The sequence below is a fragment of the Temperatibacter marinus genome (assembly GCF_031598375.1).
GTDB lineage: Bacteria > Pseudomonadota > Alphaproteobacteria > Sphingomonadales > Kordiimonadaceae > Temperatibacter > Temperatibacter marinus.
Genome location: NZ_CP123872.1, coordinates 2,363,495 through 2,389,202, shown reverse-complemented (window position 1 = coordinate 2,389,202; position 25,708 = coordinate 2,363,495). Strand labels below are relative to the sequence as shown.

General features: G+C 43.8%; 24 protein-coding genes. 4 read left to right on the top strand and 20 right to left on the bottom strand.

Annotated features, from left to right (window positions below; translation table 11 throughout):
- The first annotated feature begins 159 nt into the window (after positions 1-159).
- Positions 160-1,131 (top strand): NAD-dependent epimerase/dehydratase family protein, encoded by a 972-nt coding sequence (locus QGN29_RS10665; protein WP_310797844.1) that lies wholly within the window; start codon positions 160-162, stop codon positions 1,129-1,131.
- Here QGN29_RS10665 and QGN29_RS10660 read toward each other — a convergent pair.
- From QGN29_RS10660 to QGN29_RS10650, 3 genes are all read right to left on the bottom strand, one after another.
- Positions 1,112-1,999 (bottom strand): 4-(cytidine 5'-diphospho)-2-C-methyl-D-erythritol kinase, encoded by an 888-nt coding sequence (locus tag QGN29_RS10660; RefSeq protein WP_310797843.1) that lies wholly within the window; start codon positions 1,997-1,999, stop codon positions 1,112-1,114. The two genes, QGN29_RS10665 and QGN29_RS10660, sit on opposite strands and share 20 nt — an antisense overlap.
- A 7-nt stretch (positions 2,000-2,006) precedes the next feature.
- Positions 2,007-3,746: a tetratricopeptide repeat protein gene (locus QGN29_RS10655; protein ID WP_310797842.1), complete on the bottom strand. Its 1,740-nt coding sequence runs from the start codon at positions 3,744-3,746 to the stop codon at positions 2,007-2,009.
- Positions 3,747-3,824: 78 nt separating this feature from the next.
- Positions 3,825-5,483, bottom strand: a complete 1,659-nt coding sequence (locus QGN29_RS10650) for an electron transfer flavoprotein-ubiquinone oxidoreductase (RefSeq protein WP_310797841.1) — start codon at positions 5,481-5,483, stop codon at positions 3,825-3,827.
- A 187-nt stretch (positions 5,484-5,670) separates the two neighbouring features.
- Between QGN29_RS10650 and QGN29_RS10645 the strand changes: the two genes are divergently transcribed.
- Positions 5,671-6,591: a uracil-DNA glycosylase gene (locus QGN29_RS10645; protein ID WP_310797840.1), complete on the top strand. Its 921-nt coding sequence runs from the start codon at positions 5,671-5,673 to the stop codon at positions 6,589-6,591.
- Positions 6,591-8,408: a lytic transglycosylase domain-containing protein gene (locus QGN29_RS10640; protein ID WP_310797839.1), complete on the top strand. Its 1,818-nt coding sequence runs from the start codon at positions 6,591-6,593 to the stop codon at positions 8,406-8,408. Before QGN29_RS10645 ends, QGN29_RS10640 begins: the two co-directional genes overlap by 1 nt.
- 176 nt (positions 8,409-8,584) lie before the next feature.
- On the opposite strand, the gene QGN29_RS10635 is transcribed toward QGN29_RS10640, so the two are convergent.
- The 4 genes from QGN29_RS10635 to QGN29_RS10620 all read right to left on the bottom strand — a co-directional run bounded on the left by QGN29_RS10635 (position 8,585) and on the right by QGN29_RS10620 (position 11,830).
- Positions 8,585-9,064 carry a glutathione peroxidase gene (locus tag QGN29_RS10635; RefSeq protein ID WP_310797838.1) on the bottom strand — a complete coding sequence of 160 codons (480 nt, stop codon included), beginning with the start codon at positions 9,062-9,064 and terminating at the stop codon, positions 8,585-8,587.
- A 60-nt stretch (positions 9,065-9,124) separates the two neighbouring features.
- The gene (locus tag QGN29_RS10630; RefSeq protein WP_310797837.1) at positions 9,125-9,940 is read right to left on the bottom strand and encodes a PhzF family protein; all 816 of its coding nucleotides are present in this window, start codon (positions 9,938-9,940) and stop codon (positions 9,125-9,127) included.
- Positions 9,941-9,966: 26 nt separating this feature from the next.
- A complete protein-coding gene (locus tag QGN29_RS10625) occupies positions 9,967-10,326 on the bottom strand; it encodes a Spx/MgsR family RNA polymerase-binding regulatory protein (protein ID WP_310797836.1) in 360 nt (119 codons plus the stop codon).
- A gap of 163 nt (positions 10,327-10,489) precedes the next feature.
- Complete coding sequence (locus QGN29_RS10620) at positions 10,490-11,830, bottom strand: PDZ domain-containing protein (protein ID WP_310797835.1); 1,341 nt, start codon at positions 11,828-11,830, stop codon at positions 10,490-10,492.
- A 129-nt stretch (positions 11,831-11,959) separates the two neighbouring features.
- Between QGN29_RS10620 and QGN29_RS10615 the strand changes: the two genes are divergently transcribed.
- Complete coding sequence (locus tag QGN29_RS10615) at positions 11,960-12,772, top strand: LytR/AlgR family response regulator transcription factor (protein ID WP_310797834.1); 813 nt, start codon at positions 11,960-11,962, stop codon at positions 12,770-12,772.
- Positions 12,773-12,781: 9 nt separating this feature from the next.
- Here the strand turns inward: QGN29_RS10615 and QGN29_RS10610 are convergent, their stop codons facing one another.
- The 13 genes from QGN29_RS10610 to QGN29_RS10550 all read right to left on the bottom strand — a co-directional run bounded on the left by QGN29_RS10610 (position 12,782) and on the right by QGN29_RS10550 (position 25,664).
- Positions 12,782-13,660 (bottom strand): cation diffusion facilitator family transporter, encoded by an 879-nt coding sequence (locus QGN29_RS10610; RefSeq protein WP_310797833.1) that lies wholly within the window; start codon positions 13,658-13,660, stop codon positions 12,782-12,784.
- A 119-nt stretch (positions 13,661-13,779) separates the two neighbouring features.
- Positions 13,780-14,280: a F0F1 ATP synthase subunit B family protein gene (locus QGN29_RS10605; protein WP_310797832.1), complete on the bottom strand. Its 501-nt coding sequence runs from the start codon at positions 14,278-14,280 to the stop codon at positions 13,780-13,782.
- 2 nt (positions 14,281-14,282) lie between these two features.
- On the bottom strand, positions 14,283-14,834 hold the full coding sequence (locus QGN29_RS10600; RefSeq protein WP_310797831.1) for a F0F1 ATP synthase subunit B family protein: 552 nt from the start codon (positions 14,832-14,834) through the stop codon (positions 14,283-14,285).
- A 127-nt stretch (positions 14,835-14,961) separates the two neighbouring features.
- Positions 14,962-15,186, bottom strand: coding sequence for a F0F1 ATP synthase subunit C (locus QGN29_RS10595; RefSeq protein ID WP_310797830.1), 225 nt, complete (start codon positions 15,184-15,186; stop codon positions 14,962-14,964).
- Between the two features lie 62 nt (positions 15,187-15,248).
- Entirely contained in the window at positions 15,249-15,998 is a 750-nt protein-coding gene (locus QGN29_RS10590) for a F0F1 ATP synthase subunit A (protein WP_310797829.1), read from the bottom strand.
- A 122-nt stretch (positions 15,999-16,120) separates the two neighbouring features.
- Positions 16,121-16,423, bottom strand: a complete 303-nt coding sequence (locus tag QGN29_RS10585) for an AtpZ/AtpI family protein (protein ID WP_310797828.1) — start codon at positions 16,421-16,423, stop codon at positions 16,121-16,123.
- 216 nt (positions 16,424-16,639) lie between these two features.
- Positions 16,640-18,073, bottom strand: a complete 1,434-nt coding sequence (locus tag QGN29_RS10580) for a cytochrome P450 (RefSeq protein WP_310797827.1) — start codon at positions 18,071-18,073, stop codon at positions 16,640-16,642.
- A gap of 4 nt (positions 18,074-18,077) precedes the next feature.
- A complete protein-coding gene (locus QGN29_RS10575; protein WP_310797826.1) occupies positions 18,078-19,277 on the bottom strand; it encodes a hypothetical protein in 1,200 nt (399 codons plus the stop codon).
- Position 19,278: 1 nt separating this feature from the next.
- Positions 19,279-20,283, bottom strand: coding sequence for a lipid A deacylase LpxR family protein (locus tag QGN29_RS10570; RefSeq protein WP_310797825.1), 1,005 nt, complete (start codon positions 20,281-20,283; stop codon positions 19,279-19,281).
- 3 nt (positions 20,284-20,286) lie between these two features.
- On the bottom strand, positions 20,287-23,745 hold the full coding sequence (gene smc / locus QGN29_RS10565; RefSeq protein ID WP_310797824.1) for a chromosome segregation protein SMC: 3,459 nt from the start codon (positions 23,743-23,745) through the stop codon (positions 20,287-20,289).
- Between the two features lie 71 nt (positions 23,746-23,816).
- Positions 23,817-24,476 carry a thioredoxin domain-containing protein gene (locus QGN29_RS10560; protein WP_310797823.1) on the bottom strand — a complete coding sequence of 220 codons (660 nt, stop codon included), beginning with the start codon at positions 24,474-24,476 and terminating at the stop codon, positions 23,817-23,819.
- Between the two features lie 53 nt (positions 24,477-24,529).
- A complete protein-coding gene (locus QGN29_RS10555) occupies positions 24,530-25,141 on the bottom strand; it encodes a thioredoxin domain-containing protein (RefSeq protein WP_310797822.1) in 612 nt (203 codons plus the stop codon).
- Between the two features lie 13 nt (positions 25,142-25,154).
- Complete coding sequence (locus QGN29_RS10550; RefSeq protein ID WP_310797821.1) at positions 25,155-25,664, bottom strand: DUF721 domain-containing protein; 510 nt, start codon at positions 25,662-25,664, stop codon at positions 25,155-25,157.
- Between the last annotated feature and the right edge of the window lie 44 nt (positions 25,665-25,708).

The window sequence follows — 25,708 nt, the reverse complement described above, 5'->3', positions numbered from 1 at the left end:
GAGAGCGTCGTGAAGGCGTATTAGCCAAAAAACATACCACCTGTAAAGTCCTTTCTTCATTTTTTTTCTATATTTGTGTTTTTTTTTACATTCCCACCATCTCAGCTTGCCATAACCCCCTGACTTCCTTATGGTCTTTAACAGGGAAAAGGAATTAAAATGAGCATATTAGTCACAGGCGCTGCGGGTTTTATTGGCTATCATTTAACCCTGAAATTGATGAGCGAAGGCCATGAAGTCATCGGAATCGATAACCTGAATGATTATTATGATCCTGCCTTGAAGAAAACGCGTCTCAAATCTCTGACAGAGCAGGACCATGATCACAAATTTACATTTAAAGAACTGGATATAAGTGACGAATACGCTCTTCAATCTCTGGGCAAGGGACATCAATTTTCACACATATATCATTTAGCGGCTCAGGCCGGGGTGCGCTATTCTTTGACAAACCCACAGGCTTACACTCAGTCTAATCTAGTGGGGCATGTCAATATGCTTGAGCTTGCGAGGCACCAAAAAGAATTGAAGCATTTCATTTATGCTTCTTCTTCCTCTATCTATGGGGACAGTACTACTGCCCCATTCCAAGAAGACCGGATGACCGAGCAACCCAAATCTCTCTATGCGGCCACAAAAAAGTCAAATGAACTTTTGACCCAGTCCTATAGCCATTTATACGGCATCGCAGCCACAGGCTTGCGGTTCTTTACGGTTTACGGCCCCTATGGTCGCCCTGATATGGCACCGTGGCTCTTCACGGATGCAATCCTAGCAGGTCGGCCGATCAAAGTCTTCAATCAAGGCGATTTACGCCGTGATTTCACCTATGTGGCTGATATTGTAGACGGGTGTTTTCGCCTCTTGAACCGCCCTCCTGAAAACAGCCTACAATCGATCTTTAACATTGGCCATAATCAACCTGTCCAGTTGATGACTTTCATAGAAACATTAGAGCATATTCTGGGCTTAGAGGCGGAAAAGATTATGATGCCCATGCAGCCAGGAGACGTCTATGAAACCTCGGCTGACATCACGAAAATCAATAAACATACAGGTTTTAAACCCAAAACTAGCCTTACCGAAGGTCTGACAAATTTTGTGACTTGGTTCAAAGAATATCACCAGTGATAATTTTATCAGCTTGTGTCCACCACTGCGGATGAGATGACTGAAGTCTTTTCTGAGCTTTGATAAGTGCCCTTTCATCGTCAAACAAAGCAAAACAAGTGGCTCCGCTACCAGACATGCGTACAAGTGAGGCACCCTTAAGAGATTTGAGGGCCTTTAATACATGTCTAATTTCTCCTGTAATTGCACAGGCAGCCTCCTCTAGAGCATTTTCAGTACTGATGGAAAGATCTGCGAGAGAATTTAAGACACCGTCTTTTGACGTATATACGTCATCAAAAGAAACTGATGACTCTTTATAGGCCTGAAACACCAAAGGGGTTTCTGTAGAGACCAAGGGGTTTACTAGTAATATATAAGGCTGATACTTTATGATGACAGGCTCTAGCCTTTCCCCTATTCCAGACACCCACTGAGGCGACTGGGATAAACAAGCAGGGACATCCGCACCCAAATCCAAAGCCATCGAATGAAGCGTCTCAGAATCTAATCCTGTTTGCCAATAGTCATTTAATAAAAGGAGTGTTGCAGCAGCATCGGCAGACCCACCGCCAATGCCAGCAGCGACCGGTAATGCTTTAAACAAGGTCAAACATACTGCAGGCTGATGAAGAGCATACGGTCGCATTGACTGCAGAGCCTTGAAGGCAAGATTTTCCTCATTTCCACCCCCCATAGCTATCAATTTGTCAGCAAAAGGGCCTTTAATGGCGAAACTATCTTGTCCAGAGCTTGAGGGCTCTACTGTCAGTCTATCACCCTGTTCAGTAAAAACAAAAAGGCTCTCTATCTCATGATAACCGTTGGCTCGGCGCCCTGTAATATGAAGAAAAAGATTGATTTTAGCAGGGGCAGTTCGCGTATGCATGGATCACCTAGCTAATGCCTTCAGTCAGTTTCACCGCAATGGTTTTAATCTGTTCTTCATCGGGATCTGCATTCAAGGCGTGCTTCCATTGGAAACGCGCTTCAATATGACGTCCAACTTTCCAATAAGCATCCCCGAGATGTTCGTGAAGCGTTGCGTCACCAGGCTCAAGAAGAACCGCTTTTTCAAGCGTTTTCACGGCCTTTGTATATTGCCCTGTAAGGTAATATACCCATCCTAAGCTATCAATAATAAACCCGTTTTTAGGACTTAGAGAAGCAGCTTCTTCGATCATTTCTCTAGCTTTGATCATATTAAGTTTACGATCAACCCAGCTATAGCCGAGATAATTCAGGACATCAGCTTGTTTCGGAGAAAGTTTAAGGGCATAGAGCAGATCAGCCTCAGCTTCAGGCCACATTTTTAATTGCTCGTAGCTAATCCCTCGTGCAAAATAATAATACCAATCTCCTTCTGCGGAGGATAACCTCTGGGCCAGAATACGGTTATAAAATTCTAAGGCCTTGGCATAGGATTGCTGGCCTCTGTGATAATCTGCCAACTGTCCCAAGATACTAATATTATTAGGATATTTTAATAACTTTTCATTCAAAAGAACCAACGCTTCTTGATCTCTTTCACCGGAAAATAAAGCTCTGACACGTCCCATAAAAGCAAGTTGAGAATAGCGACTGGACTGTGGGATTAAAGCATATTTCTTTTCAGCACTGGAATAGTCTTTAAGGTCCATTAATAATTGCGCCTGCTGAAGCACCAAGTCAGAATTCGCTCCGCCTAAGAAGATTGCTAAATTAAAAAAGGCCAACGCCATCTGCTTATTTTGATAATTTTTGAGGTCTCTTGCTAACATCACAAAAACATTAGACACCCCGCCAATCGGATCTATAAACAGAGGTATTTTTTGCGCCCCCTGTATCAGGAAGCGGCCATCTCCGGATAAATAAGGATTATTTGGAAAACGTTTCACAGCAAGCGAGATCATCTTAACAATATCTTCGGGTGTTCCATGCCTTTTCAGAAAAGAAGCATAAGCAACCACAACTTGAAAACTTTTAGAAGAAGGGTCGTTAAGGAGTTGATTATAAAGGCTTTTTGCTTTGGTCACATCGCCCAAATAATCTGCAACATAGGCTGATAACTCTAATGCAATAATCTTCAGACTTTGAGATCTACTCATTTCTTGAAGGTGAGAGTAAGCTTGTTCTTTATCGCCATTCTGTGCAGAGGCCCAGGCTTTCATCACAGGATAGATGATAAAGCCATACCCTTTCTTCGGTGCTTTTTCTAATTGCGCGAGAGCGAGTTCGCTTTTTTGTTTTTTGATACTGTCGGCAGCGATAAGAATATGGAGAAGTTCATTATCTGAACCTGCTGCAAGTTCAGGTGCAAATTCGGTCGCTTTTTCATAATCGCCTGCATTAAAATAACTGGTAAAAGCATTTTCCTTTAAAAAGGGGCTATCAGGATCAAGAGATAGAGCTTCTGCGAAATAGGCAGCACTATTATCATACTGGCTATCATTTCGTGCTAACACGCCGGCAAGAAAAGGAGATAACTTATTAGTATTGCTTGAAATTCTTTGTTTCTGACGATCAATAGAATGGCCGCCGACAACCGACGTCTGCGTTTTAATATCTTGGAGTGGAGCAGTGTCGGCTCCACAGCCACTTAGAAGAACCAGAAGGCTCGTTACTACCGCAGAGCGGGTCGAAATATTTCTTATCATTCTCTTCTACTTTAATACTCAAAAATTGAGACGGCTTACCGCCTCAATTTTTAAAACCTGCATGGCAAAAACCATAGTCTACATATTTGGGTAGTTCGGGCCCCCACCACCCTCTGGAACAACCCAATTAATATTTTGAGTGATATCTTTAATATCACAAGTCTTACAATGAACGCAGTTTTGAGCATTAATTTGCAATTTCATGCCCTCTTCCTCACTTTCAAGATATTCATACACCCCTGCAGGACAGAATCTTTGCTCAGGCCCTGCATACTCTTTCAAGTTAACAGACACGGGAATTGTGTCATCTTTAAGCTGCAGATGGCACGGTTGCTCTTCTTCATGATTTGTTGCGGAAAAAGAAACATTGGTCAAGCGATCAAAGCTAATTTCCCCATCCGGCTTTGGATAGTCAATTGGTTGATAGTCTACTGCTTTTCCTGTGGATTCGTTATCCTTATGCGCATGCTTTAAAGTTGGCATAATGCTGCCAAGCCCTAATGTATTCATCCACATATCAAAACCAGCGTAAAGCGTCCCCAGTTTCATACCAAATTTACCCAGTGCAGGTCGCGCATTGCGCACTTTATGGAGATCTTTATAAATCCAGCTATTCTTGAATTTATCTGCATAGCTGGTAAGCTCTACAGTGCCTTCGCTGCCTGCTGTCACAGCTTCAAAAATGCTCTCGGCTGCGAGCATGCCAGATTTCATTGCATTGTGAGTCCCTTTAATGCGCGGCACGTTCACAAATCCCGCGGCACAGCCAACAAGGACGCCCCCAGGGAAATGCAGCTGGGGCACTGATTGAAGTCCCCCTTCATTAATGGCCCGTGCGCCATAAGCGACCCGTCGTCCGCCCTCAAGAATTTTGCGGACTTCAGGATGTTGCTTAAAGCGCTGAAATTCTTCATAGGGACTGAGATAAGGGTTTTTATAATCAAGCGTGACAACAAATCCGATCGCAATCTGGTTGTTTTCTTGATGGTATATAAATCCCCCCCCAGCATCTTCTGTAAGCGGCCAACCTTGCGTGTGGATCACACGACCTGCAGAATGTTTTTCTGGTTCAATGTCCCATAATTCTTTAATTCCAATACCAAAGGTCTGGAACTGACAGTCTTTTCTGAGATCAAATTTCTCTTCCAGTTGTTTAGATAGGGAACCACGACACCCTTCAGCAAATACAGTATATTTGGCATGTAATTCCATACCAGGCATATGCATTCCATCCTTAGGTTTTCCTTCACGATCAAGGCCCATGTCACCAGTTGCAACACCTTTTACTCGCCCATCTTCATGATACAGAATTTCCGCAGCAGCAAAACCTGGGAAGACTTCAACACCCATGGCTTCAGCTTGTTCCGCCAACCATCTTGTAAAATTCCCAAGTGATAGGGTATGCATCCCTGTATTAGACATCAGCGGCGGCATAATAAAATGAGGAAGAGACTTTTTGCCTGATTCAGTTAAAGCCCAGTGCTGGTTGTCTGTCACCTCTACACCCATAGGGGCGCCTTTTTCTTTCCAATCAGGAATAAGTTCGTTCAAAGCCAGTGGATCGACGACTGCTCCAGAAAGAATATGAGCACCAACCTCTGATCCTTTCTCAATCACGCAGACCATTAGTTCCTGATCATTCTCTTGGGCTTGCTGCATAAGTCTTATGGCTGTCGATAATCCTGACGGCCCTGCACCAACGATGACGACATCAAACTCCATGGATTCGCGTTCCATATGAACCACTCCTTAATTACTCTTCCGTGATTAGACTGCCTTTAGAACAGTCTTTAGTGACTTTATGCAATCTAATTATCTCTTGGTCAAATAGATGATGAAGATATTTATAAAAAATAGGGTGCAAAGTCCCATAAGCATCGTTTAAGATAGTTTTGGGGCTGGATTCTTTATAGATCGAGTGGGCATGACAGAAACAGTAGACAATTTAATAGCAAATGAAGATATCGATCCATTTGACATGCTCAAATGGCATTTGGATATGGGTGCTGATGAAGCCATTTCTGACACACCTGTTAATTGGTTTGAAACCAAGCCGGAAACATCTATACCTCTTCAATCAAAAGGAGGCGCAACTTCTGCGCCGCAAACGGCGCCGTCTAAAGTTAGTGATGCACAAGTTCAGGCCTTTATGGATAATCGTACGAGCAATAGGCCTACAGCCTCTCCTCGTCCTGTTGCAGCTCGTCCTGTGCAAGCGTCCACAGGGGGCACGCCAGAACAAGCGGAAGCCTTAGCAGCCTCTTGTGACACCATTGAGGCCCTTCTAGACGCTGTGAAAAATTTCGATGGAGGCCATATCAAACGCTCTGCGCGCAACACTGTATTTGCTGACGGGGTTGTTGGTGCTCCCATTATGTTCATTGGAGAATCTCCTGGCCAAGAAGAAGATCGCACAGGAAAGCCTTTTTTGGGATCTACAGCAGGAACACTCTTTGATAAAATGATTAATGCCATCGACTTAGATCGCCAAAAGAACTGTTATATAAGTAACATTGTCCCATGGCGTCCCATTGGGAAACCTGTTGCTAGTCCTGAAATGATTGCCATGTGCTTGCCGTTTGTGAAACGCCATATAGAATTGGCAAAGCCAAAAATCATCATTGCCTTAGGCAAAATAGCTTCTAGTCATTTGTTAGGTTTAGAGGGATCCATTACTCGGTACCGCGGAAAATGGCAGGATTTATCTCTTAAGGATCAGACTTTTGCCGCTATGCCTCTTTATCACCCAGCTTACCTGATGAAAGCGACACATCTCAAAAAAGATGCTTGGCACGATTTGCAGTCCATTCAACTTAAATTAAACGAATTGGAAATGAACACTTAATGGCTATTTTCTCCTCCGCTGCACGTTCTCTAACAAATATGTTCGTTGTTTTCAGCTTTGTCGCTGTGCTCTCCCCTGTCAGTTACAGCGCAGACAAATCCAAAGATGTTTCCACACTACCTGGGGAAAGCCTAAACAATGTGCCTGGAATTTTAAGTAAAAGTGACGAAAAACTCTATCGCCAAATCTTTGACTATCAAAAGAAAGGCGATTGGCGCCGCGCAGAACGGCTTATAAAACGCGTGGAAAATACTATTCTACTGGGTCATGTTCGCTATCAAAAATTAATGCACCCAAAAAAATACAGATCCAAATATCATGAACTAGCAGCATGGATGGCACGCTATGCTGATCATCCTTATGCCTATTCAGTATACAGACTGGCCATGAAGAGACGTGGTCGTGCCAATGCGCCTCGTCGCCCAGTTGAAACAAAATATCCAGGCGTTACAGGCCAAAGTGCTCGCCAAAGTCCTGCCGTCCCTTATAGAAATAGAGCGCTTCGTTCTTCTGTCTATCGCTTTAAGAAGAGGATAAGAACTCACGTCAGAAGAGGAGAACCTGAAAGAGCTGAAAGACGCTATTGGGCCATGGAAGCCACAAAGGTTTTAACTGATCACGAAAAAGCTCAAGTTCTGGCCCGAATTGCTTCAAGTTATTATTATGATGGTAAAGATGAAAAAGCCCGCGCAATTTCTCTATATGGCTCAGCGCTCTCTTCACAAACAGAAGCCCTCAATGATTGGATTGCTGGCCTCTCTGCCTATAGACAAGGCCTAACAGATAAAGCCCATCACTCTTTTAAAAAGCTTACTTTTTCTGACGATGCAAACAGTTGGTTAACATCTGCTGGTCATTTTTGGGCTTCTCGTACAGCCTATCAAGACAATAACGCAGCTCTCGGAGAAAAACATTTGCGCTTAGCCTCCGGCTATAAAGAAACATTTTACGGCATGATTGCAGGCTACCAACTGGGAATTGAACCTTCTTTTGATTGGTCTCTTCCTGAACTCACAGCCGCGGAAATGTTCAGCTTAAATGCTTATCCTGCTGTAAGGCGTGCCATTGCATTGGTTGAAGTTGGCCGTGATGATCTAGCAGATGAAGAGTTAAGATTACTGTGGGGCCGAGAAGGTGTGACCGTGCAAAAGCAATTGATGGCTCTTGCCTCTCGTTTGAATTTACCAGCCATTCAAATCCGTTTAGGCTATGCAGGCGGATTAGACAAAAGAGCTCCAGTTTCGGTGAAATATCCTTTACCTGACTGGAAGCCAGCCGATGGAATGCGGGTGGACAGAGCTCTAATTTTTGCCATGATGCGGAAAGAAAGTGGTTTCAGAAGCCGTGCCCGTAGTCATGTCGGCGCTAGAGGCTTGATGCAAGTGATGCCAGCGACAGCGCGTGTTCTTTATAGCCGTAACAGAACATTAAGAAAAAACCGAGATAAGCTCACTGAGCCTGAATATAATATGGCACTAGGTCAACAATATGTGGAATACCTGAATAAGATGGAATACACAGAAGCCAACTTACTCATGCTTCTGGCTGCTTATAACGGGGGCCCAGGAAATCTACTGAAATGGCGAAAAGACACTCGATATGATCAGGACCCTCTTCTCTTTATAGAGAGCATTAGCTTTTATGAAACCCGTGACTATATTGAGCGTGTGATGGCTAACCTATGGCTCTACCGCAATCGTCTAGGTCAAGCCACCCCGACGTTAGAAGCTTTGGCGCAAGGGGCCTGGCCTGCACTTATTCAATTAGACACGCCACAATCGAGAAAATCAAAAAATAGACGCCTCGCTCGTCGGTGAAGACAAGCAACGAGAGAAGAAAGCTCTTGATGATATTGAAAGGCCATCTTTTTGCCAGCCTCTAGAACTTGAATGCTAGTTAAGAAAGATATTCAGGAAACCGATGAATGGTCTGAATGATCACACATAAGAAAAAGGCCCTATACTCAGGGCCTTTTAAAATAACATCTTAACTATTACACAAGAGCTTCAATATCAGACCTTATTTTTTCAGGTTTTGTAGTGGGCGCATATCGCTTGACTACTTCCCCAGCCTGATTGATGAGAAATTTCGTGAAATTCCATTTAATTTTTTGACTGCCAAGCAAGCCCTTTTTTTCAGACTTTAAATGCTGATAGAGTGGATGAGTATTATCACCATTCACTTCTATCTTTTCAAACATTGGGAACGAAACTCCGTAATTAATCTGGCAGAATTCACCAATATCATCACTTGACCCTGGTTCTTGATTGCCGAATTGATTACAGGGAAAGCCCAAAATTTCAAAGTTCTCATTCCCTATATCTTTATAAAGCGCTTCCAGGCCTTCATATTGCGGCGTTAGGCCACATTTACTGGCTGTATTCACTATCAGGAGCACTTTGCCTTTAAACTCACTTAAATCTGCTGAAGTGCCGTTCAAGAGATTTGCCTTAAAATCATGAACATTTGTCATCGTCTATTCCCCTTAAATTTCCTATAGTAAAAATGGTACTTTCGGTTGAGAAATCAAGATTTAATCTAACCCAGCAATAAACAAACTGCCTTGAGAGATCATCGTTGCTTCACCGCTTATGGTTAGATCACGCCCATTTTTCTTCAACCAGAGTTGTCCTCCTCGATTTGAGAGTTGGTGGGACATAAATGTATCTTTCCCTTTTTCAGAAGCCCAGTGACCGACAACAATCCGGTAGGCTGTAAGGGTGACTGGATCCTCTTCAATATCCAGCGATGGATAGAAACAGCGGGTGACAAAATCTGTTTCCCCAGTCTCATCAGGAGCTGAAGCGATAAAACCGTATGATGTAGACTGTTTGAGAAGATCAAAATCTGGGTCTAACTTAGCGAGCGTCTCACGGCTTTCATAGACGATATGATATGTCGTGCCTGAATGATAGATATGCTTGCAGTCAAATCCATTGAGCGCCTCTTTAAGTTCTGTAGGCGCCTCGATAGGAGAAACATCAATCATTGGAAGGGTAATACTAAACAATCCTCCTCTCTGATTGACATGGACAGGGCCGTCAATGGTATCAAAGGATACCTGTTCCCAGTCTGTTTCCAAGAAACTAAGCACGATGCTCGCTGCTGCGATTGTTGCATGCCCGCAAAGATCAACTTCACTATTGGGGGTGAACCATTTTATATCGAAGTCTGTTTCTTTGTCTGGCGTTGGTACGATAAAGGCCGTCTCAGAAAGGTTACTCTCGCGTGCAACTGCCTGTAAGATATCATTTTCCAGGAATTCTGTGAGAGGGCAAACAGCTGCAGGATTACCCAAATGCTGATCACTTGAAAAAACGTCGACTTGAAAGATTGGCACTTCTGCCATACAGGCCTCTTTTCAATCGGATCCCTCTAAAGAAGTGTGCGAACTCGCTCTTGTTCTTCAGATTTAAATCCTACAAATATTGTATTCCCTTTAGCCCAAACAGGTCGCTTAACAACGGCAGGCTCATTTTTTATTAGCCCTATTACGGTATCATGACAACCAGATTCGACCTTTTCTTTAGTCGCCTCATCGAGTTTCCTCCATGTGGTGCCTCTCTTATTTATCAATAAGTTAGTGTCTACAGCCTCAGCGAGTGTTTTCGCCAACTCGTCATCGACACCGTCTTTTCTAAAATCATGATATTTATACTCAGCATCCATCGAATCGAGCCATTTAAGAGCTTTTTTAATAGTGTCACAGTTTTTAATGCCGAATATTGTAATCATTATATAGATGTCCTCGTCTGAAATAAAGCAGCTCTCCTCTATTTGCCCTAGTTCCGTTTAAATGCCAAGCGCTTCTTAATATATAGGCGCCTAAGACAAAGAAGCCCTTCTTCGTTTTTAGGAAAAACGGAAAAGGGCTCTATGGTTAATAATCAGAATTCCTTTATTTCAGGCCTGCAAGTTCCCGTGCCCATGCCACAAGTCCTCCAGCAATAGCCTCTTCCCACTGACCGGGTCGACCATTGAAACTATCTTCTTCACTTTTGTGCACTGTGCTCCAATGATCAAGTCCTGGATATTTTTCAAGGATCACATCGGTGTTGCCGGCCCGCTTAAGGGTGCTGACAATCAAATCATTATCATACTCGCTCATGATCCAGTCATTGGTTCCCCAACGAAGCCGCACAGGAATTTTTAGGTTTTGCCAATTCCCTGCAAAATCAAAATCCTGAACTTGATGATAATATTGCACAGGGCGTCCATACATATGATCGGGCCCATGATAATTATACTGTGCAAGACTTGGAGTCTTGTTTATCACATCGCCGTAGCTTTTCTTCTCGATGAGCATGCCATAATAAAGCGGTATATAGGCCTGAGTCATAAGTGTCGTGATCTCTGTGTCATTCTTCCCCTGCATGCGCTTTATACGGCGTTCTATTTCAAGCATATGTTCAAACCAGCTGCGATAAAAGGTTCCATCTGAGATCACGCCAGCCGCTCCATATTTATTCGCAAGATAGGGTGCAATTGCGCTGCCCATAGACGACCCAAACACAACTACGTTATTTTCGTCTACATAGGGCAGAGATTTCAGCATTTTGTAGGCTACCTCATATCCATTCAATTCTGTTTTAAAGTCTGTACTGCCGCAGTCCCCTTCACTATCCCCAAGCCCTGGCTTCTCAACACGCAAGACAACCATGCCTGTATCCTCGACAAGAGCTCTTAGCGTTCTACCCCAGTTGTGACTGCGGCCAGGAGGACGTGTCAATTCAACGCTGCTGCAACTAAGTCCAGTGAGGATATAGAGGGCTGGCCGCTTTTCCCCTTCTTTCATTTGTTTTGGTTTTGTAATGATTACCTGCTGGCGTATCCCATAATCATTGATGATTGACGTATAAGTGGTCTCCAGATGATCATAGCGTTCTTTTTGTACCGGTGGCAGTTCTACTGAGAAAACCAGCTCTTCAAGGCTCCGTCTCACAACAAGTTTATATTGCCTACCAGCAATCAATGATGCTGTGATTTTTGACCAAGAAACAGGGCCTCCGATTGCTTGATCATTCACTTTAAGCACAACATCCCCCATTCTGAGGCCCGCCTTGAAGAGCGCCATATTTGGTTCGACACTGGTAACTGTAACGCCTGCGCTTGTGTTCAGAGAAAATTTTGCGCCCCAAACGGCATGGCGCGGTAATTCTTTTGCCGCCAAAGGCGAACACAGCACAGCAGTTATACAAAGTCCTCCTGCAATAAGACTGGTTCGAAAATAGTTTAGCATGGTAATTTTTCCTTCAATAGCTGTCGTGATTTAGGTTAATGTGGCCCTAATCTATGGAAAGATTGACGCGTCCCAGCAAGACTGCTTTATATGAAATCCAGTAGGAATTATACGAACACAGGAATTAGCATGACGAATAAAACGGCAACAGACTCTGATCTCGGTCACCCGGAGACAAGGCTTAGCCCCTATTATATTTTTCAATCCCGCCCTGTGTCTCATTTACTCTTTTGGCTAACCTATTATGTAAGCTTCTCTTTAATCTGGATGCATCCTGACAGAGGTTATTTCGCCTCTTTCTACTTAGAATTTATATTATTGCCTGTCAGAATCGCAGCGGCCTACTGCATGATCTATATTTTGATGCCTCGCTATCTCTTAAATCGACAGTATAAGAATTTTTTCATCAGCTATGCAGGCATGCTTTTACTCGCTGGGTTTCTTCAACGCCTTTTAGATTATTATTTTTATGAAACCCTCCTGCTGGGACAGACTGTAGATTTTTGGACAGGCGCTGAGTTTTTTCGAAATAGCCTCTTAATCAATACAACTGTCCTGGTGGTAGGATTTATTAAAATGTTTCATTTCTATCTATTTGAAGCCAGTAAAAATAATGCTAGGCCCCAAGAAAGCCTTATCGAAGTTATCTCTGAACGGCGCACCCATCTGTTAAGACCCGATGAAATCACGCATATCGAAAGCATGGGTAACTATGTTACCTACTGCCTTACAGGTGGGCAAAAACTTGTAGCCTATAGCTCCCTAAAGTCTGCCACTCAGAAACTTCCCGAACGATTTTTGCGCATTCATAGATCTTATGTAGCGAATATAAACCACATAAAATCATTCAATACTGAAAATATTACCATAGGCGAAAGCGAGCTACCTCGCGGTAAAGAAATTTCAGATGAGATGCTTACGAGTGGAAGAGTGCCCAAATAAAAAGGCTTCTTAGGACTGATAAGGGTCAATATGGACCAGAGTTTCTGCCTCTGGAAAGTCTTTATTTAGGGCTTTCTCAACAAGATCTGCGATAGCATGCCCCTCGTTTACTGAAAGTGTGCCGGATACTTCTATATGCATCTGTATAAAAGTGGAACGCCCAGAAAGCCGAGTTCTCACTTCATGTATACCTTTCACCCCATCAACTGAAGAAGCTGTCTGAATAATACGCTCTCTCTCCTCAAAGGGCACTTCACGATCCATCAACATATCTATAGACGGTCTGGCCACATCGTAAGATCCTTTCAGAATGTAACCTGCAATCAAAAAGCCGAAAATTCCATCAGCATAAGTCAGCCCATAATTTGCAAGGAAAACTGATGCAATAACTGAACAGTTAAGCATTAAATCACCCATATAGTGAAGATGATCTCCCTGCACAGCTAAAGAGTTAGACTGTTTTATTACATAGGATTGAAAAATAACGAGCACGAGTGTTAACGCGATCGCAAATACAGAAACACCTAAGATAAGGTCTTGCGCCACGCTTGGACGCGGAGCCAAAAGAGCCCGACCGCTCTCAAATAACAAAAAGAAAGCAGACCCCGCCATGAGCGATCCTTGAAAAAGACCTGCAATGGCTTCGGCTTTGCCGTGACCAAATCGATGATCTTCATCCGCGGGCTGAATGGCTGTCTTCACGGCAAAGAGAGTCATGAGCGAAGCTGCAAGGTCGAGCCCACTATCTAGCATAGACCCAAAAAGTGCCACAGATTGGCTATAAAACCAGGCGTAGAATTTTGTCACGACGAGAGTAAGCGCAACCAAACTGCTTGCTCGTGTTGCCCAAATCATCAATTTTTCAATTCTTTGATTTTCTTCACTCATCTCACTGTTTTAACAGACCCTATCATTCTGTCATTATGAAATAAGAAAAATATTGAAATGATAAAAAAAGGCGCCCCCGACATAAGTAGAGAGCGCCTTTTAATTCTTAGTAATGAGTCTTAAGAAAGCTTTGCTTCAATCTCATCGATTGATGCCTCAACAAGAGGCTTACCAGCTTTCCCCTTAAGAGTGTCAGCCAAAACAGTTTCTGTAGCAGCAATTGCGACATCCACGGCAGCAGCTTTCACTTCTTTAACGGCACTTGCTTCTTCTTGAGCAATTTTCTCGGAAGCCATACGTGTACGACGTTCGATCATTTTCTCAATTTCAGCTTCAGCATCAGCCTTTAAAGCTGATGCAGCATCTTTGGCCGCAGAAACAATATCAGAGGCTTCTTGTTCAGCTTCACGTTGCTTACGCTGATAATCAGCAAGCAGCTTTTCAGCTTCATCACGAAGGCTTTGTGCTTCTTCAATTTGCTTGGCGATAGCAGCCGAGCGCTCATCTAACATATCAGCGATTTTTTTATGAGCTTTGCCATAAACGACTAAACCGATAAAAACCACGAAAGAGCCAGCAACCCAAAAAGTTGAGCTGAGGTAAAATGCATCACCTGCCATTGTTACGCTCCTTTCGCTGAAAGCTCAGCTGCAACTGCAGCCTTAATGCTTTTCTCGTCTGCTTCCAGACCTGTGAGTTTGCTAACCAGATCATTGGCAACTTCTGTAGCAACAGACTCTAGATCAGCCATGACATCAGCCTTAGCAGCCGCAATTTTACTTGCAGCTTCATCTGCCTCTTTAGACAGCTTTGCGTCCAATTCGTCCGCAGCTTTAGTAATGTCACCCTGAATAGCGTCTTTTGTTTCCATAGAAGCCTTTTGGGCATTCGCACGGGCTTTCGTTAGTGAGGCTTCGTAAGAAGCTTTAATCTCATCAACTTCAATCCGTAGCTTTTCAGCCTTATCAAGATCAGTAGCGATTTTCTCATCACGCTCTTCTATCACTTTGTCTACCTTAGGTAAGGCAATGCGTGACACGATGATATAGAGAACGATAAAGGTCAGGAAAAGCCAGGCCACCTGCTCAGAGAAGGTGGTATAGTCAAGTTGCGGCAAACCAGCCTGCTTGGCAGGTTGTTCGGTCATTGCAACAGTATTTTCGGCTTGTGCCATATCCTGTCTCTTTTCCTTAGAGTTACATCAGAATGATTGTCTTTTCCCAAGGGAACCGACCATCAAAACTACCTTCACAGTATACCCCTGCACTCCGTAGAATGCGGGGCTAAAGTGAAATCTGATCTTAGCCAAATAGGATCAAGAACGCGATAACAAGCGCGAAGAGAGCAACAGCCTCTGTTAGGGCGAAGCCTAGAAGAAGGTTACCGAATACTTTTGGAGCAGCTGATGGGTTACGTAGAGCACCATTGAGGAATGAACCAAAGATGTTACCAAGACCAATACCTACACCAGCAAGAGCAAGAGTTGCGATACCAGCGCCAATCATTTTTGCAGCTTCTAATTCCATGTTGAATTCCTTTTCAAAGTTTACAAGTTGTTAAGTCAGTTAAAATTATTCTCTTGTCTACCTTAGTGTGCAGGATGCATAGCATCATGCAGATAGATACAAGAAAGAATTGCGAATACATAGGCCTGAAGGAAGGCCACCAATATTTCCAGACCTGTCAGGAAAATGTTAAAAGCAAACGGACCAATGGCGCCGATAACACCGCCAACGCCTAGAGCGCCTAGCGAAATTACGAAACCTGCGAATACTTTCATCATAATGTGACCTGCTAGCATATTTGCGAACAGACGCACAGACAGTGAAATCGGACGCGTGAAGTAAGACATTACTTCAATTGGCACAATCAGGACATACAAGGGAGCTGGCACACCTGACGGTGCGAACAACTTTAAAAATCCAAGACCATGCTTTGCAAAACCGATCAATGTTACGCCTACAAAAACGACACCAGCCAACGCAAATGTTACGATGATATGTGAAGTTGATGTAAAGCTTCCTGGGATCATTCCCGCCAGGTTACAGCCTAGAATGAACAAGAAGAGCGTGAAGATAAATGGGAAATACTGTTTCCCTTCTTTACCGACATTTTCACGCACCATATTGGCGATAAACTCATACGCCATCTCGACCATTGACTGCCACCGACCCGGAACCATTGACTGCTTTCTAATTCCTCCAAGAAGGAAAATTGAAATTGCAATAACAGTAAGGGTCATCACGAGGGAGCTGTTGGTGAAGGAAACATCATAACCTGCGATATTAATCTCGTAGATTGTTTTGATGTTAAACTGCTCTAAAGGACTATTTGCCACGACTATTGTCTCTTATAACTTTGTCGATTTACTCGGCTAGCCACCCCACAGAAGTTCGGATTAGGCTTACCCGGATATATCGAGATTGATCCAATAAAAACTCAAAATGCCAATTAATGGCATCACTGCTTTTGATCATCCGTCTCTTTGTTCATCTCACTGGCGACTTTGATAACATTCCGAATTCCTGAGGCAAAACCTAGCAAGACTAAAAGTATCATTACAATTGGCTTCGTTCCTAACCAGTCATCAATATAACTGCCTAAATAGAGGCCAACTACAACTCCAATGACAAGCTCAATACCAAGCTTCCAGGCTAGTCCCATGGGTGAAGGTTTACCCCCTTCATCAACATCAGGCTCGCCTTGGTTTCTGGCCTTTTTGAGCCGCTCTTCCAAAGATTTAATTTGCTCATCATCAGTCATGAACTGCACCACCTTTTGAAAGAGCCAGTGTCTGAACAAAACAATACAGAATCACTGCCAAAAGCACGCGCACCATAGGATCAAGATTTTAGCCTGTCAAGCCTTTGCGGGACAGTTTTTCTAGCATTTTACATTGCTCAAAGTGAAGCCGAAAAACTACTATAAAAAACAAAGGCATAGCAGAATGTTTTCGTAATGTTGATCGTGAGAAATTCTTCACTCAAGTGACGAAGGTTCGTCTCTTTTAGAAACGCGCATTAAAATCCCCTTTTTGGGCTTTAAAGTGAGTTGCGCAAAGGGTTCTACTGCAAAGTCCTCTTCTAAGGTGAGAGAATATTCTTTGAATAAGGAGGCCAAAATGAGTGTCGCTTCAACTGTAGCAAAGTTAGCCCCCGGACAAATTCTTGGACCTGCTGAAAATGGAATAAAGGCGAGCTTATTTTCTGGGCAGCCCCCCTCCTCCAAAAAACGGCTTGGAATAAAATGATCCGGCTGATCCCACCACCGTGTATTGCGGTGGATAAAATAAGCATTCACCGTAATCTGAGATCCCTTTTTGAGGTTATGCGTTCTAATTTGCGTTGGTTTGGTACTCTCTCTAGGAAAATAAGGCACCGGAGCATAAAGCCGCATAGACTCTTTAAAAACAGCATCTACAAATCTAAGCTTCTTTAGGTCTTTAAACTCTATTGGCTCTTTTTGAGTAACATCATACACTTCGCGAACAAGTCGATTTTCATCTTCCGGACTTTGAGACAAAAGGTAGCTTGCCCACGTTGTTGAAGCCGCTGTCGTTTCATGGCCTGCAAGAAAGAAAAAAGCAATTTGATCAACCAACTCTACAACTGGAATATCATCTTTAAAATCTTTACTATATTCAACTAGAATAGCTGTCAGCATATCCTCCGGCCGGTCAGCGACAGGCAGAGCTATCCTCTGAGTAACAATATCAAAAAGAATTTCCCTGATAGAGGATGCAGCTTCTCTTGCTTTTTTATTCTGTCGGTGACCAAGGATAGGCATCCAGCGAGGCCAATTAATAAGGGTCCGCAAACTAAAATACCTCTGCTCCTGTTGGTAGCGTTGGAAATTAGTGTATATGGCATTACCGCGTGGCCCATCCAAAGACCCAGAGAACATCACCCTAAAGATGACATCTGCTGTGACTTTCGACATAACCTTGTCGATATCGATAAGGCCGTCCCCTTCAGCAGCAACCTTTACTTCTTTCAGCATACGATCAACTGCGGCCATCATCCCCCCAAAACCGCGTTGGACATGCAGATGGGCAAAGGCAGGGGCAAGCCTCTTGCGTTGAGCTTTCCATTCTTCACCATTTACTGAAAAGACTGAGCGCCCAACCAGAGGTTCCAAAGTCCGATACATGACCTCACTTTTCGGAAAGTCATCAGATTCGTCGACAAGAACCTTGCGTGTACTTTCAAGACAGTTAATAGCATAGACGGACCCCAAGCCCATGTTATTTTTCCCCATAAGATAACTATATGCTTTCTCCGTATAGTTTCCGAGCATATCCATTTTCCGTCCCAAAAAAAGCCGTCGAATGAAAGAGAGCCCGTGTTTCCTATGCTTAGGTTTTGGGGGGTGAAAGGGACAAGCCGCTTTTTGGGATATATTGTCTTCTGCCATAAAATTATCCTAGTTCCTGCGGTCTAACAAAGCCCTTTTTTGACTTCTCGCGGAGTCCATAATTTTCACTTAATGGCTGATCACTACAGATTATTCTAAAATAGCTATAATCTCCTTGATAGTCACCCTCTTTTAAATATTGAAAATGCATACTCCAGAAATCTCGTTTCTTCTTAGCATACGTTTCTCGCCGAACGAGTTCTTTATACTTTACAGACTTTTGGTGAGGGCCTGAAATTGGCTGAACAGACGTAAAATCGTGAATCGGATTACATTTGGGGAAATTCATGCCATCCTGAGGAATAAAGGGTTCGAACCAATATAGACGATTACTGGACCCAACCTCTTCCAAAGACTTTCTGTATTTTACCGCAGAAGGCAAGACCGCTAGAAAATGATGAATAGAGCCCAATGTGACAAGGCCAAGTTTTTTGGCTTTACTTTTCTCTTCGGGCACATCTCGTAGCAAATCCGCCATCATGTCAACGGCAATCAGAGAACCATAACTATGACCGACAAGAATAAACTCATCGCAGTCTTCCTGTTGTAAACTCTCTTTCAAATTCAGGCGGAAACGTTCTAATCGAGGCTTAACATCATCGAATTGACCATGGGCATAATCCCAACGCATCCTTAGCAACTCGTTAGACATCTGGAATCGAAAAGGATCCCCCCGCCACTGAACAAAAACAAGCGCAAAAAAACCAAAAAGGAAACTCAAGCTCCACGCAATCACAGGAGAGACATCAATTGAACTGTAGTTAAAAGCGAGAAGCCCCACACCAAGCCCCCCAAATTGAATCAGAAGCTGCATAACAGCAAGCACCATAATTCCATTACCAAAGCCCCAGTAGTATCGATAGATTTTAAAAATATCACCTGAAAAAATTAGCCTTATAAAAAGCAAATAACTATGCAAGGTCGCAACAATAAAACTCCTGTCTAGCCTTCCCTTGACTAAATCATCCCAAGCCAGAAACCGATATCGCGTCTCCACATTTCTGCAGCCTTCTTCAGTTGTACGTAAAAGAGTTTCCGGGGATCCTTGCCATTCTCCATTCTTTTCGAATGAGATCGAGCGGTCATACAGTTTTGAATGCTGCCGTGCCCCTCGTTTTAAGAAAGGTAAATAATAGCGAGGTCCATATGGCAGTAGACCACCTAGGAAATATACTATTCTTTTATAGGGCTTCTCTGTCGTCATCTTAGAAATACCTTGAGAGGGTTATACTGCCATAAGTATGACGCCGTTTCTGGAGATCATATCTCTTAGATTCAATGATGTGAGTATACCCCCAACGCCATCCTCTATAATAAGCAACAAACCCTAGATGGGCTTGAGTTACAAAGGTTTTCTTCTCAACAGTATGTTTATTGCCACCAAAAAGTGATCCATCAAGAGAAAAATCATAGAGAACCAAACGACTTTCTATACCAGCCACTACGTTAAAGGCAAAACTGGGGTCCGAGCGATAGATATCGTGAACGATCATTTGAGGCTGCAAAACAGGTAATCCGCCTGCCTCACGCCCTATAGCTGTCCCAACTCTGAAAGTCACTCCCCCCATGAGGTGTGAATTCGGCGTCCCAAGTGAGAAACCAGAATGCGGCGTGACATCCCAGTAGTCTCCTCCTATGAGGCTGCCTTCACGACCTGCATGCATTCTGACGAACTGTGCCATGAGTGTCAGCTCTTCGCCGTGCTGATGGACCCATCCTTGAGGCTCTTTACTTCCCTTTAGATCATGCAATGTTTTTTGAATGGCCTCTCCAAGGGCTAATTTTCCTGTCACTCCAACATTAATATTAAAAAGGTCAGTGTGAAAATCTTTCGGATCAGCATATCCAGCGCCTAAATAGCCATAAGCTGCATAAGGACGTTCTGTTATGACGATATCAGGGCGAGACACATCGCGAGGGGTGAAAACTGATTGCCCAAAAGTCAGAGAATAGCGCCTAAATTTACTTTCCTCTCCAACGGGAAACCAGTCTACTGCCTTCATAAGCCATTTTGGTTCTTTGCGAAAAGGAAAGCTGACATTAAGACGTTGTCCGTTCGTATATTCTTCGTCCCTATCAGAGAAATAGAAATCATTATCTGTTTGGATAGAAATGATGAAATCATCAAAATCTTGCTTTTCATCAGCCGCGACATTTCCAGCTAAGACAATTGCACAAGAGGCGATAAAAACCCCTTTAAAAGATACCATGATCTATCCTTCCAGAAGAGCTTCAGCTTTTTCTAAGTCAACAGATACAAGCGTCGACACGCCGCGCTCGGCCATGGTCACACCAAATAACCTATTCACACGAGACATTGAAACCGCATTGTGGGTCACTATCATGAACCGCGTCTTGGTCCGATCAATCATATCTTCAAGAAGATTACAAAATCGATCAACATTGGCGTCATCAAGAGGGGCATCAACCTCATCAAGTACGCAGATTGGAGAAGGGTTTGTAATAAAGACAGCAAAAATCAACGACAAAGCTGTCAGAGCCTGCTCTCCTCCGGAAAGTAAAGACAATGCTTGTAAACGCTTCCCAGGAGGCGATGCAAAGATCTCAAGACCAGCATTCAAAGGATCATCTGATTCTGTCAACGCCAAATGTGCCTGACCCCCACCAAATAACGTTTGAAAGAGGTCTTCAAAATGACTGTTCACTTCTTCAAAGGCCAACAAAAGTCGCTCTCGTCCTTCTTTGTTCAAATCTGCAATGGCATGGCGTAAACGAGCGATTGCCTCTTCAAGGTCACGTCTCTCATCAAGCATTCCCCCCATACTGTCTTCTATTTCCTTGAGCTCTTCGTCGGCTCTAAGATTGACAGCTCCAATGCGATCACGCTCGCGGCGCATTCGTTCCAAATTTTCTTCAAGATTGTTCATAGCTGGCAGCGATTCAATATCTTCCACGCCTACCTTTTCAAGAACTTCTGTTGGCGCACATTCAAAACGCTCCCCGACTTGCGCAGCGATAGATCTTCTTCTATCCGCCGCGTTCTCGACAGCAGCCTCAAGTCTAATTTGGATTTCCCGAGCTTCATTTTGCTCTAAAGTCGCTTTCTTCAAACGCTCATCAACTTCTGACAGAGTTGCTTCCGCGCTGACCAATTTATCGCTCGTGATTGTGCGACTTTCTTCGGCCTTTGCGAGCGCCGATAAAAGCAGTTGTTGTCGCTGCTCCATATTCTCTGGGCCTTTAGCAAGGGCTTCAAGTTGTTGTTCTAGATCATCAGCACGGGAAAAAAGATCATCAAGATGTTTTTGAGCAGATGACTTACGGACTTGCCAAGCCTGCATTTCAGACGTAATGGATTTCAGTCGATCCAAGCGTGCTGTGCTTTCTCTGTGCAAGCCGTCGTATTTTGTACGCGCCGCAGACAATTCAGCTCTTAATTTCTCTACAACAGCGCGTTTTTCTTTAAGATCATTCTCTAAGGTTTCAATCTCAGGCAAATCTTTAACTTTATCACTGATTTCCTTATGTCGAGCTTTCTGATCTTCACGTTCGGATTTTAAACGGCCTTGCTGTTCTTGGATGGCATTTAACCGTGTCGCCTTCTTAGACTCTTCTTGTTCAGCAACCAATAATGCTCGCCTAGAAGCCTGAAGTGCGCGCTCCGCATCCCCTCGACTTGCTCTTGCCTGTGAATCCTCTTCCTGTAAATCCTTGTAAATGGCCTCAGCCTTTTGAACTGCATTTGTCGATTTCGAGAAGGCTTTCTCTTGGTCAATGGCCTTTGAGTTTAAGTCTGTAAGACGATTTTGCTGGGTTAATCGCAGAGCAGCTCGACTTGGGGCGCCGGCTTTTTTCACAAAGCCATCCCAGCGCCACATGCGCCCATCTTTTGAAACAATACGTTGTCCAGGTTTTAGCATTTCCGCCAAACTGGAGCCGTCAGCATCCTCGTCCATAAGAACACCAGTCATGAGCATCCGACGAGACAAAATTTCTGGCACCTTTGCAATTTCACTCAATGGCTTTACTCCCAAGGGCCACTCGGGGGCAGTATTGTATAGTTTCAGCATTTGCCAGTAGCGAGTCTCTTCAGCATCTTTTGACGCATCAATATCTTCCCCAAAAACAGAGCCCACAGCAGTTTCATAACCTGCTGTTGCTGTTATATCTTCGCTCAGAGGTGATGCGCCTTTCTGGCTTGCACTTGCAATTAGATCCTCAAGAGCTTTCACTTCAGATAGAGTCGCTTTGTATGCACTCTCAAACTCTGCAGTTCTTGTCTGGGCCTGCGATAGATTGAGGCGTGCTTCATTAAGCTTTATTTCAATTGCTTCAACAGCATTGCTAATTTTTTCTCGTTCTTTCTTAGAGCTTTCTACATTTTCTTCAGCCGATTTAACGGTTTTCCCACTCTCATCGTTCTCTAAATCTTTAAGTTCTTTCTTTAACCGTTCCCCGTCAAAGTTCAGTCTTTCAAGGCGGCGATTAATCGCCAACAAATCACTCTCTAATGATGACTTGCGAGCCCTAGCTTGCGCCGCGACCTCCGAAAGCGTATCAAATTCTCGTTCCGCTTCCCCAGCTGCACTTTGCGCTGACTCAAGATGATCCCTTGCTTCACTCTCTTTATCTTTTTCCCGTTCCTTGTCTTTTTCTAGGCTTGATTTTTCTTTGGATAATCTATCAAGTGCAGACTGAGCGTCTTTCGCGATTTCATCTTCACGCCCCTTATCTTCATGAAGTTGCTCGCGTCTTGCCAGCAATGATTTATGCGTTTCTTCACGGCGTTTTACTTCGTTCTCCAGTGATTCTTTCTCATGCCCTAAACGTTGCAAAGCAGCAGCAGCGCTTGCGTCCGCTTCTCGAAGGTTTGGCAGAAGCGAAGCTGCGTGAGCTTGTTCTTTAGAGAGAATAGCAACTTTTTTAACGATTTCAGCAACGATACTGCCGGCTTGGCGCATTTTACTTTCGGACGCGATCACTTGTTCCGAGGCTTCTTGCCAGCGTAAATACAATAGGCTGGCTTCTACTTGTCTAATCTCACCAGCAATTGCTTTATAGCGTGCTGCCTGGCGTGCTTGACGTTTAAGGCTAGAGATTTGAACTTCCATTTGGCCCACAACATCCTGAAGACGCGTCAGATTTCCCTCAGCCCCTCTTAGACGACTCTCAGCCTCTTTACGGCGTTGATGCAGGCCAGATATGCCAGCCGCTTCTTCTAGCACTAATCGCCGTTCCTGAGGTTTCGCATTAATTAAGGCGCCTATTCTTCCTTGCGATACAAGCGAGGGCGAATGCGCGCCTGTTGCGGCATCAGCAAATAAAAGCTGCACATCTTTTTGACGCACATCTTTACCATTTATCCTGTAGGAAGAACCACTTTCACGTTCAATACGACGCGTAACTTCAATTGTATCGTGATCATTATAGCCAGCAGGAGCATCTCTTTCAAAGTTATCGAGAACTAATGTAACTTCGGCCAAGTTGCGTGCGGGGCGCTTGCCAGTCCCAGCAAAGATCACATCGTCCATGCCTGAACCGCGGAGAGACTTCGCCCTATTCTCACCCATAACCCAACGAATGGCTTCTAAGAGGTTTGATTTTCCGCAACCATTAGGCCCCACGACCCCGGTAAGGCCTGGTTCAATGTGAAGCTCAGTAGGCTCCACAAAGCTTTTAAACCCAGATAATCGCAGTCGCGAAAAATCCATAGACGACGGTTCCCCCTAAGAAAAATAGACCCTGCCCTTATCCCCATAAGAGCAAGGCCTTTAACTCTACGCTATTTTAAAGCTGCTTCAATAGCTTTTTCCATATTTTCTAGTGTTGGATTTGTAACTTTGCCCCCTGACACGATTAGGGTCGGCGTTGCATCCACTTCAAAAACAGTTTGTGCCTGCGTAGTCATGTCAATCAAATGTTGTTGCATTGCCTTGTTTGATAAACATTTATCAAAGCGTGTCCGCGGCAGACCTAAGCGGCGTGCTTCAGTTGCAAGTCCTGCATCCGGGTCGCCACTTGCGAGCCAAACACGCTGACGTTCAAAGAGAATAGCTTTGGTCTTCTTAGCGAAGTCTTCATCTTGGCATCTCATAAACACTGAAGCTTTAAGGTCAGGGCCATTCATGACAAAATTACGGTAGATAAACCGTACCTTACCAGTATCGATATATTTTTTCTTAATCTCTTCAAAAACTGTTTTCTCAAAAGTCGCACAGTGCGGGCATGTTTTTGAGGCATACTCAATTATTTCTACTGGGGCACTGGCATCACCGTATACAAGATCACCAAAGTGGCCTGCAGCCCCCTCAGGTTTATCTAGCTGACTTTTTTCCGCAGAGGTGTAATTCCCGGTTGTTACACCATCCCCGCTATCACCGCATGCAACAAGACCTAGTGCTAAAAATGTGATCGCTGAGAGTTTCAATATATTCTTACGCATTACTGCACCTATTCCTAATTATTAATCAAAATCAATTTCTATTATATTTGCGACTATTTCAGGGCTGCTTCAATCATTTTCTTTAATCCAGCATAACTTTTATCCTCTGCGACCATACCATTTACCACAAGAGTTGGTGTCCCGCGAATTTTATACATCTCAGCCCCAGCCTTCGTCATATCAATCAATTTTTGCGCTAGATCTTGGTTTCTTATGCACATTTGCATTTGCATGGGGATTAATCCGTGATCTTTACCAATTGCCATGATTGCATCCAGTGGTTTCTCTGCGTGCATCCAATCCTCTTGAGTTTCAAGGAATTTTTTAACCATCTTCTGTGCTTGATCTTCCGTGCCACAGCGGGCAATAACACTGGCGGCTAAATCAACTCTATTGAGGAGAAAGTGCCTAATAACAAAGCGCACTTTGCCTGTTTTAATATAATCCGCTTCCAACATTGGAAAAGTTCGCTCAGCAAAATTTCCGCAGACATGGCAAGTAAGGGATGCATATTCTATCACTTCGACCGGCGCCTTTGGATCGCCGTAAGCAACTTCTCCTATAAAGGGTCCTATACCTTGTTCAGCGGGAGATCCTGTGGTGTCCTGCGCAGTAACAGAAAGGGAAGTGACAACGATGAAAACACAAATGAAAAAAGACTTCATGAACAAAACCTATCTAAAATTTTTTGGTTGAGAATACAGTGGTTAGCATGCTTTTTACCGCCTTGCCAAGATCACTTTCATCATGACCGTTTGTAATCTGATCAATTATTTGTGTTTCTTGATGATTAAGTGGCTTAACTTGTCTTTCTAGTCGTGTTTTCTTTTGGGGCATCGCCCCCTGTTTTATAGAGATCTTCTCTATTGCGCTATACCCAAAATAAATGTTCAATTTATTTAGAATTCGGGATTGTGATTGCTGAAGAATTGGGGCGAAAGCTGACTGTGTCCTCACTTCTAATGTAGCCCCTCGTCGCTTTCCTGGAGGAAATTTTAGAGAGACAGGCATAACAGAGTCTGCAAACTCGCGCCCAACGATCAGTGGCCATTTTGTAATAAGTTCTGCCTTCATAAAGCCTTTTTGTCTTATGGCTTTATCTGTCAGAGCCCGTGCAAGCGTGCCTGCCGTTTGCCTACGAAACGAGCGCTTATTTCCCACTATTGCTTTTTTAGACTTTGCTGCCATTGACTTACCTATCTATTTGCTCCAAGTATGCGACGAGTGCGATC

Bases quoted from the DNA above. Each gene is read 5' to 3' on its own strand.
- QGN29_RS10630 (WP_310797837.1), bottom strand. From the start codon at position 9,940: ATGGCAGAAGTGCCAATCTTTCAAGTCGACGTTTTTTCAAGTGATCAG.
- QGN29_RS10605 (WP_310797832.1), bottom strand. From the start codon at position 14,280: ATGGCAGGTGATGCATTTTACCTCAGCTCAACTTTTTGGGTTGCTGGC.
- QGN29_RS10580 (WP_310797827.1), bottom strand. From the start codon at position 18,073: ATGGCAGAAGACAATATATCCCAAAAAGCGGCTTGTCCCTTTCACCCC.
- QGN29_RS10625 (WP_310797836.1), bottom strand. From the start codon at position 10,326: ATGATTACAATATTCGGCATTAAAAACTGTGACACTATTAAAAAAGCT.
- QGN29_RS10650 (WP_310797841.1), bottom strand. From the start codon at position 5,483: ATGGAACGCGAATCCATGGAGTTTGATGTCGTCATCGTTGGTGCAGGG.
- QGN29_RS10640 (WP_310797839.1), top strand. From the start codon at position 6,591: ATGGCTATTTTCTCCTCCGCTGCACGTTCTCTAACAAATATGTTCGTT.
- QGN29_RS10575 (WP_310797826.1), bottom strand. From the start codon at position 19,277: ATGACGACAGAGAAGCCCTATAAAAGAATAGTATATTTCCTAGGTGGT.
- QGN29_RS10610 (WP_310797833.1), bottom strand. From the start codon at position 13,660: ATGAGTGAAGAAAATCAAAGAATTGAAAAATTGATGATTTGGGCAACA.
- QGN29_RS10560 (WP_310797823.1), bottom strand. From the start codon at position 24,476: ATGCGTAAGAATATATTGAAACTCTCAGCGATCACATTTTTAGCACTA.
- QGN29_RS10570 (WP_310797825.1), bottom strand. From the start codon at position 20,283: ATGGTATCTTTTAAAGGGGTTTTTATCGCCTCTTGTGCAATTGTCTTA.
- QGN29_RS10595 (WP_310797830.1), bottom strand. From the start codon at position 15,186: ATGGAATTAGAAGCTGCAAAAATGATTGGCGCTGGTATCGCAACTCTT.
- QGN29_RS10555 (WP_310797822.1), bottom strand. From the start codon at position 25,141: ATGAAGTCTTTTTTCATTTGTGTTTTCATCGTTGTCACTTCCCTTTCT.
- QGN29_RS10620 (WP_310797835.1), bottom strand. From the start codon at position 11,830: ATGCTAAACTATTTTCGAACCAGTCTTATTGCAGGAGGACTTTGTATA.
- QGN29_RS10665 (WP_310797844.1), top strand. From the start codon at position 160: ATGAGCATATTAGTCACAGGCGCTGCGGGTTTTATTGGCTATCATTTA.
- QGN29_RS10550 (WP_310797821.1), bottom strand. From the start codon at position 25,664: ATGGCAGCAAAGTCTAAAAAAGCAATAGTGGGAAATAAGCGCTCGTTT.
- QGN29_RS10655 (WP_310797842.1), bottom strand. From the start codon at position 3,746: ATGATAAGAAATATTTCGACCCGCTCTGCGGTAGTAACGAGCCTTCTG.
- QGN29_RS10635 (WP_310797838.1), bottom strand. From the start codon at position 9,064: ATGACAAATGTTCATGATTTTAAGGCAAATCTCTTGAACGGCACTTCA.
- smc (WP_310797824.1), bottom strand. From the start codon at position 23,745: ATGGATTTTTCGCGACTGCGATTATCTGGGTTTAAAAGCTTTGTGGAG.
- QGN29_RS10600 (WP_310797831.1), bottom strand. From the start codon at position 14,834: ATGGCACAAGCCGAAAATACTGTTGCAATGACCGAACAACCTGCCAAG.
- QGN29_RS10615 (WP_310797834.1), top strand. From the start codon at position 11,960: ATGACGAATAAAACGGCAACAGACTCTGATCTCGGTCACCCGGAGACA.
- QGN29_RS10660 (WP_310797843.1), bottom strand. From the start codon at position 1,999: ATGCATACGCGAACTGCCCCTGCTAAAATCAATCTTTTTCTTCATATT.
- QGN29_RS10585 (WP_310797828.1), bottom strand. From the start codon at position 16,423: ATGACTGATGATGAGCAAATTAAATCTTTGGAAGAGCGGCTCAAAAAG.
- QGN29_RS10645 (WP_310797840.1), top strand. From the start codon at position 5,671: ATGACAGAAACAGTAGACAATTTAATAGCAAATGAAGATATCGATCCA.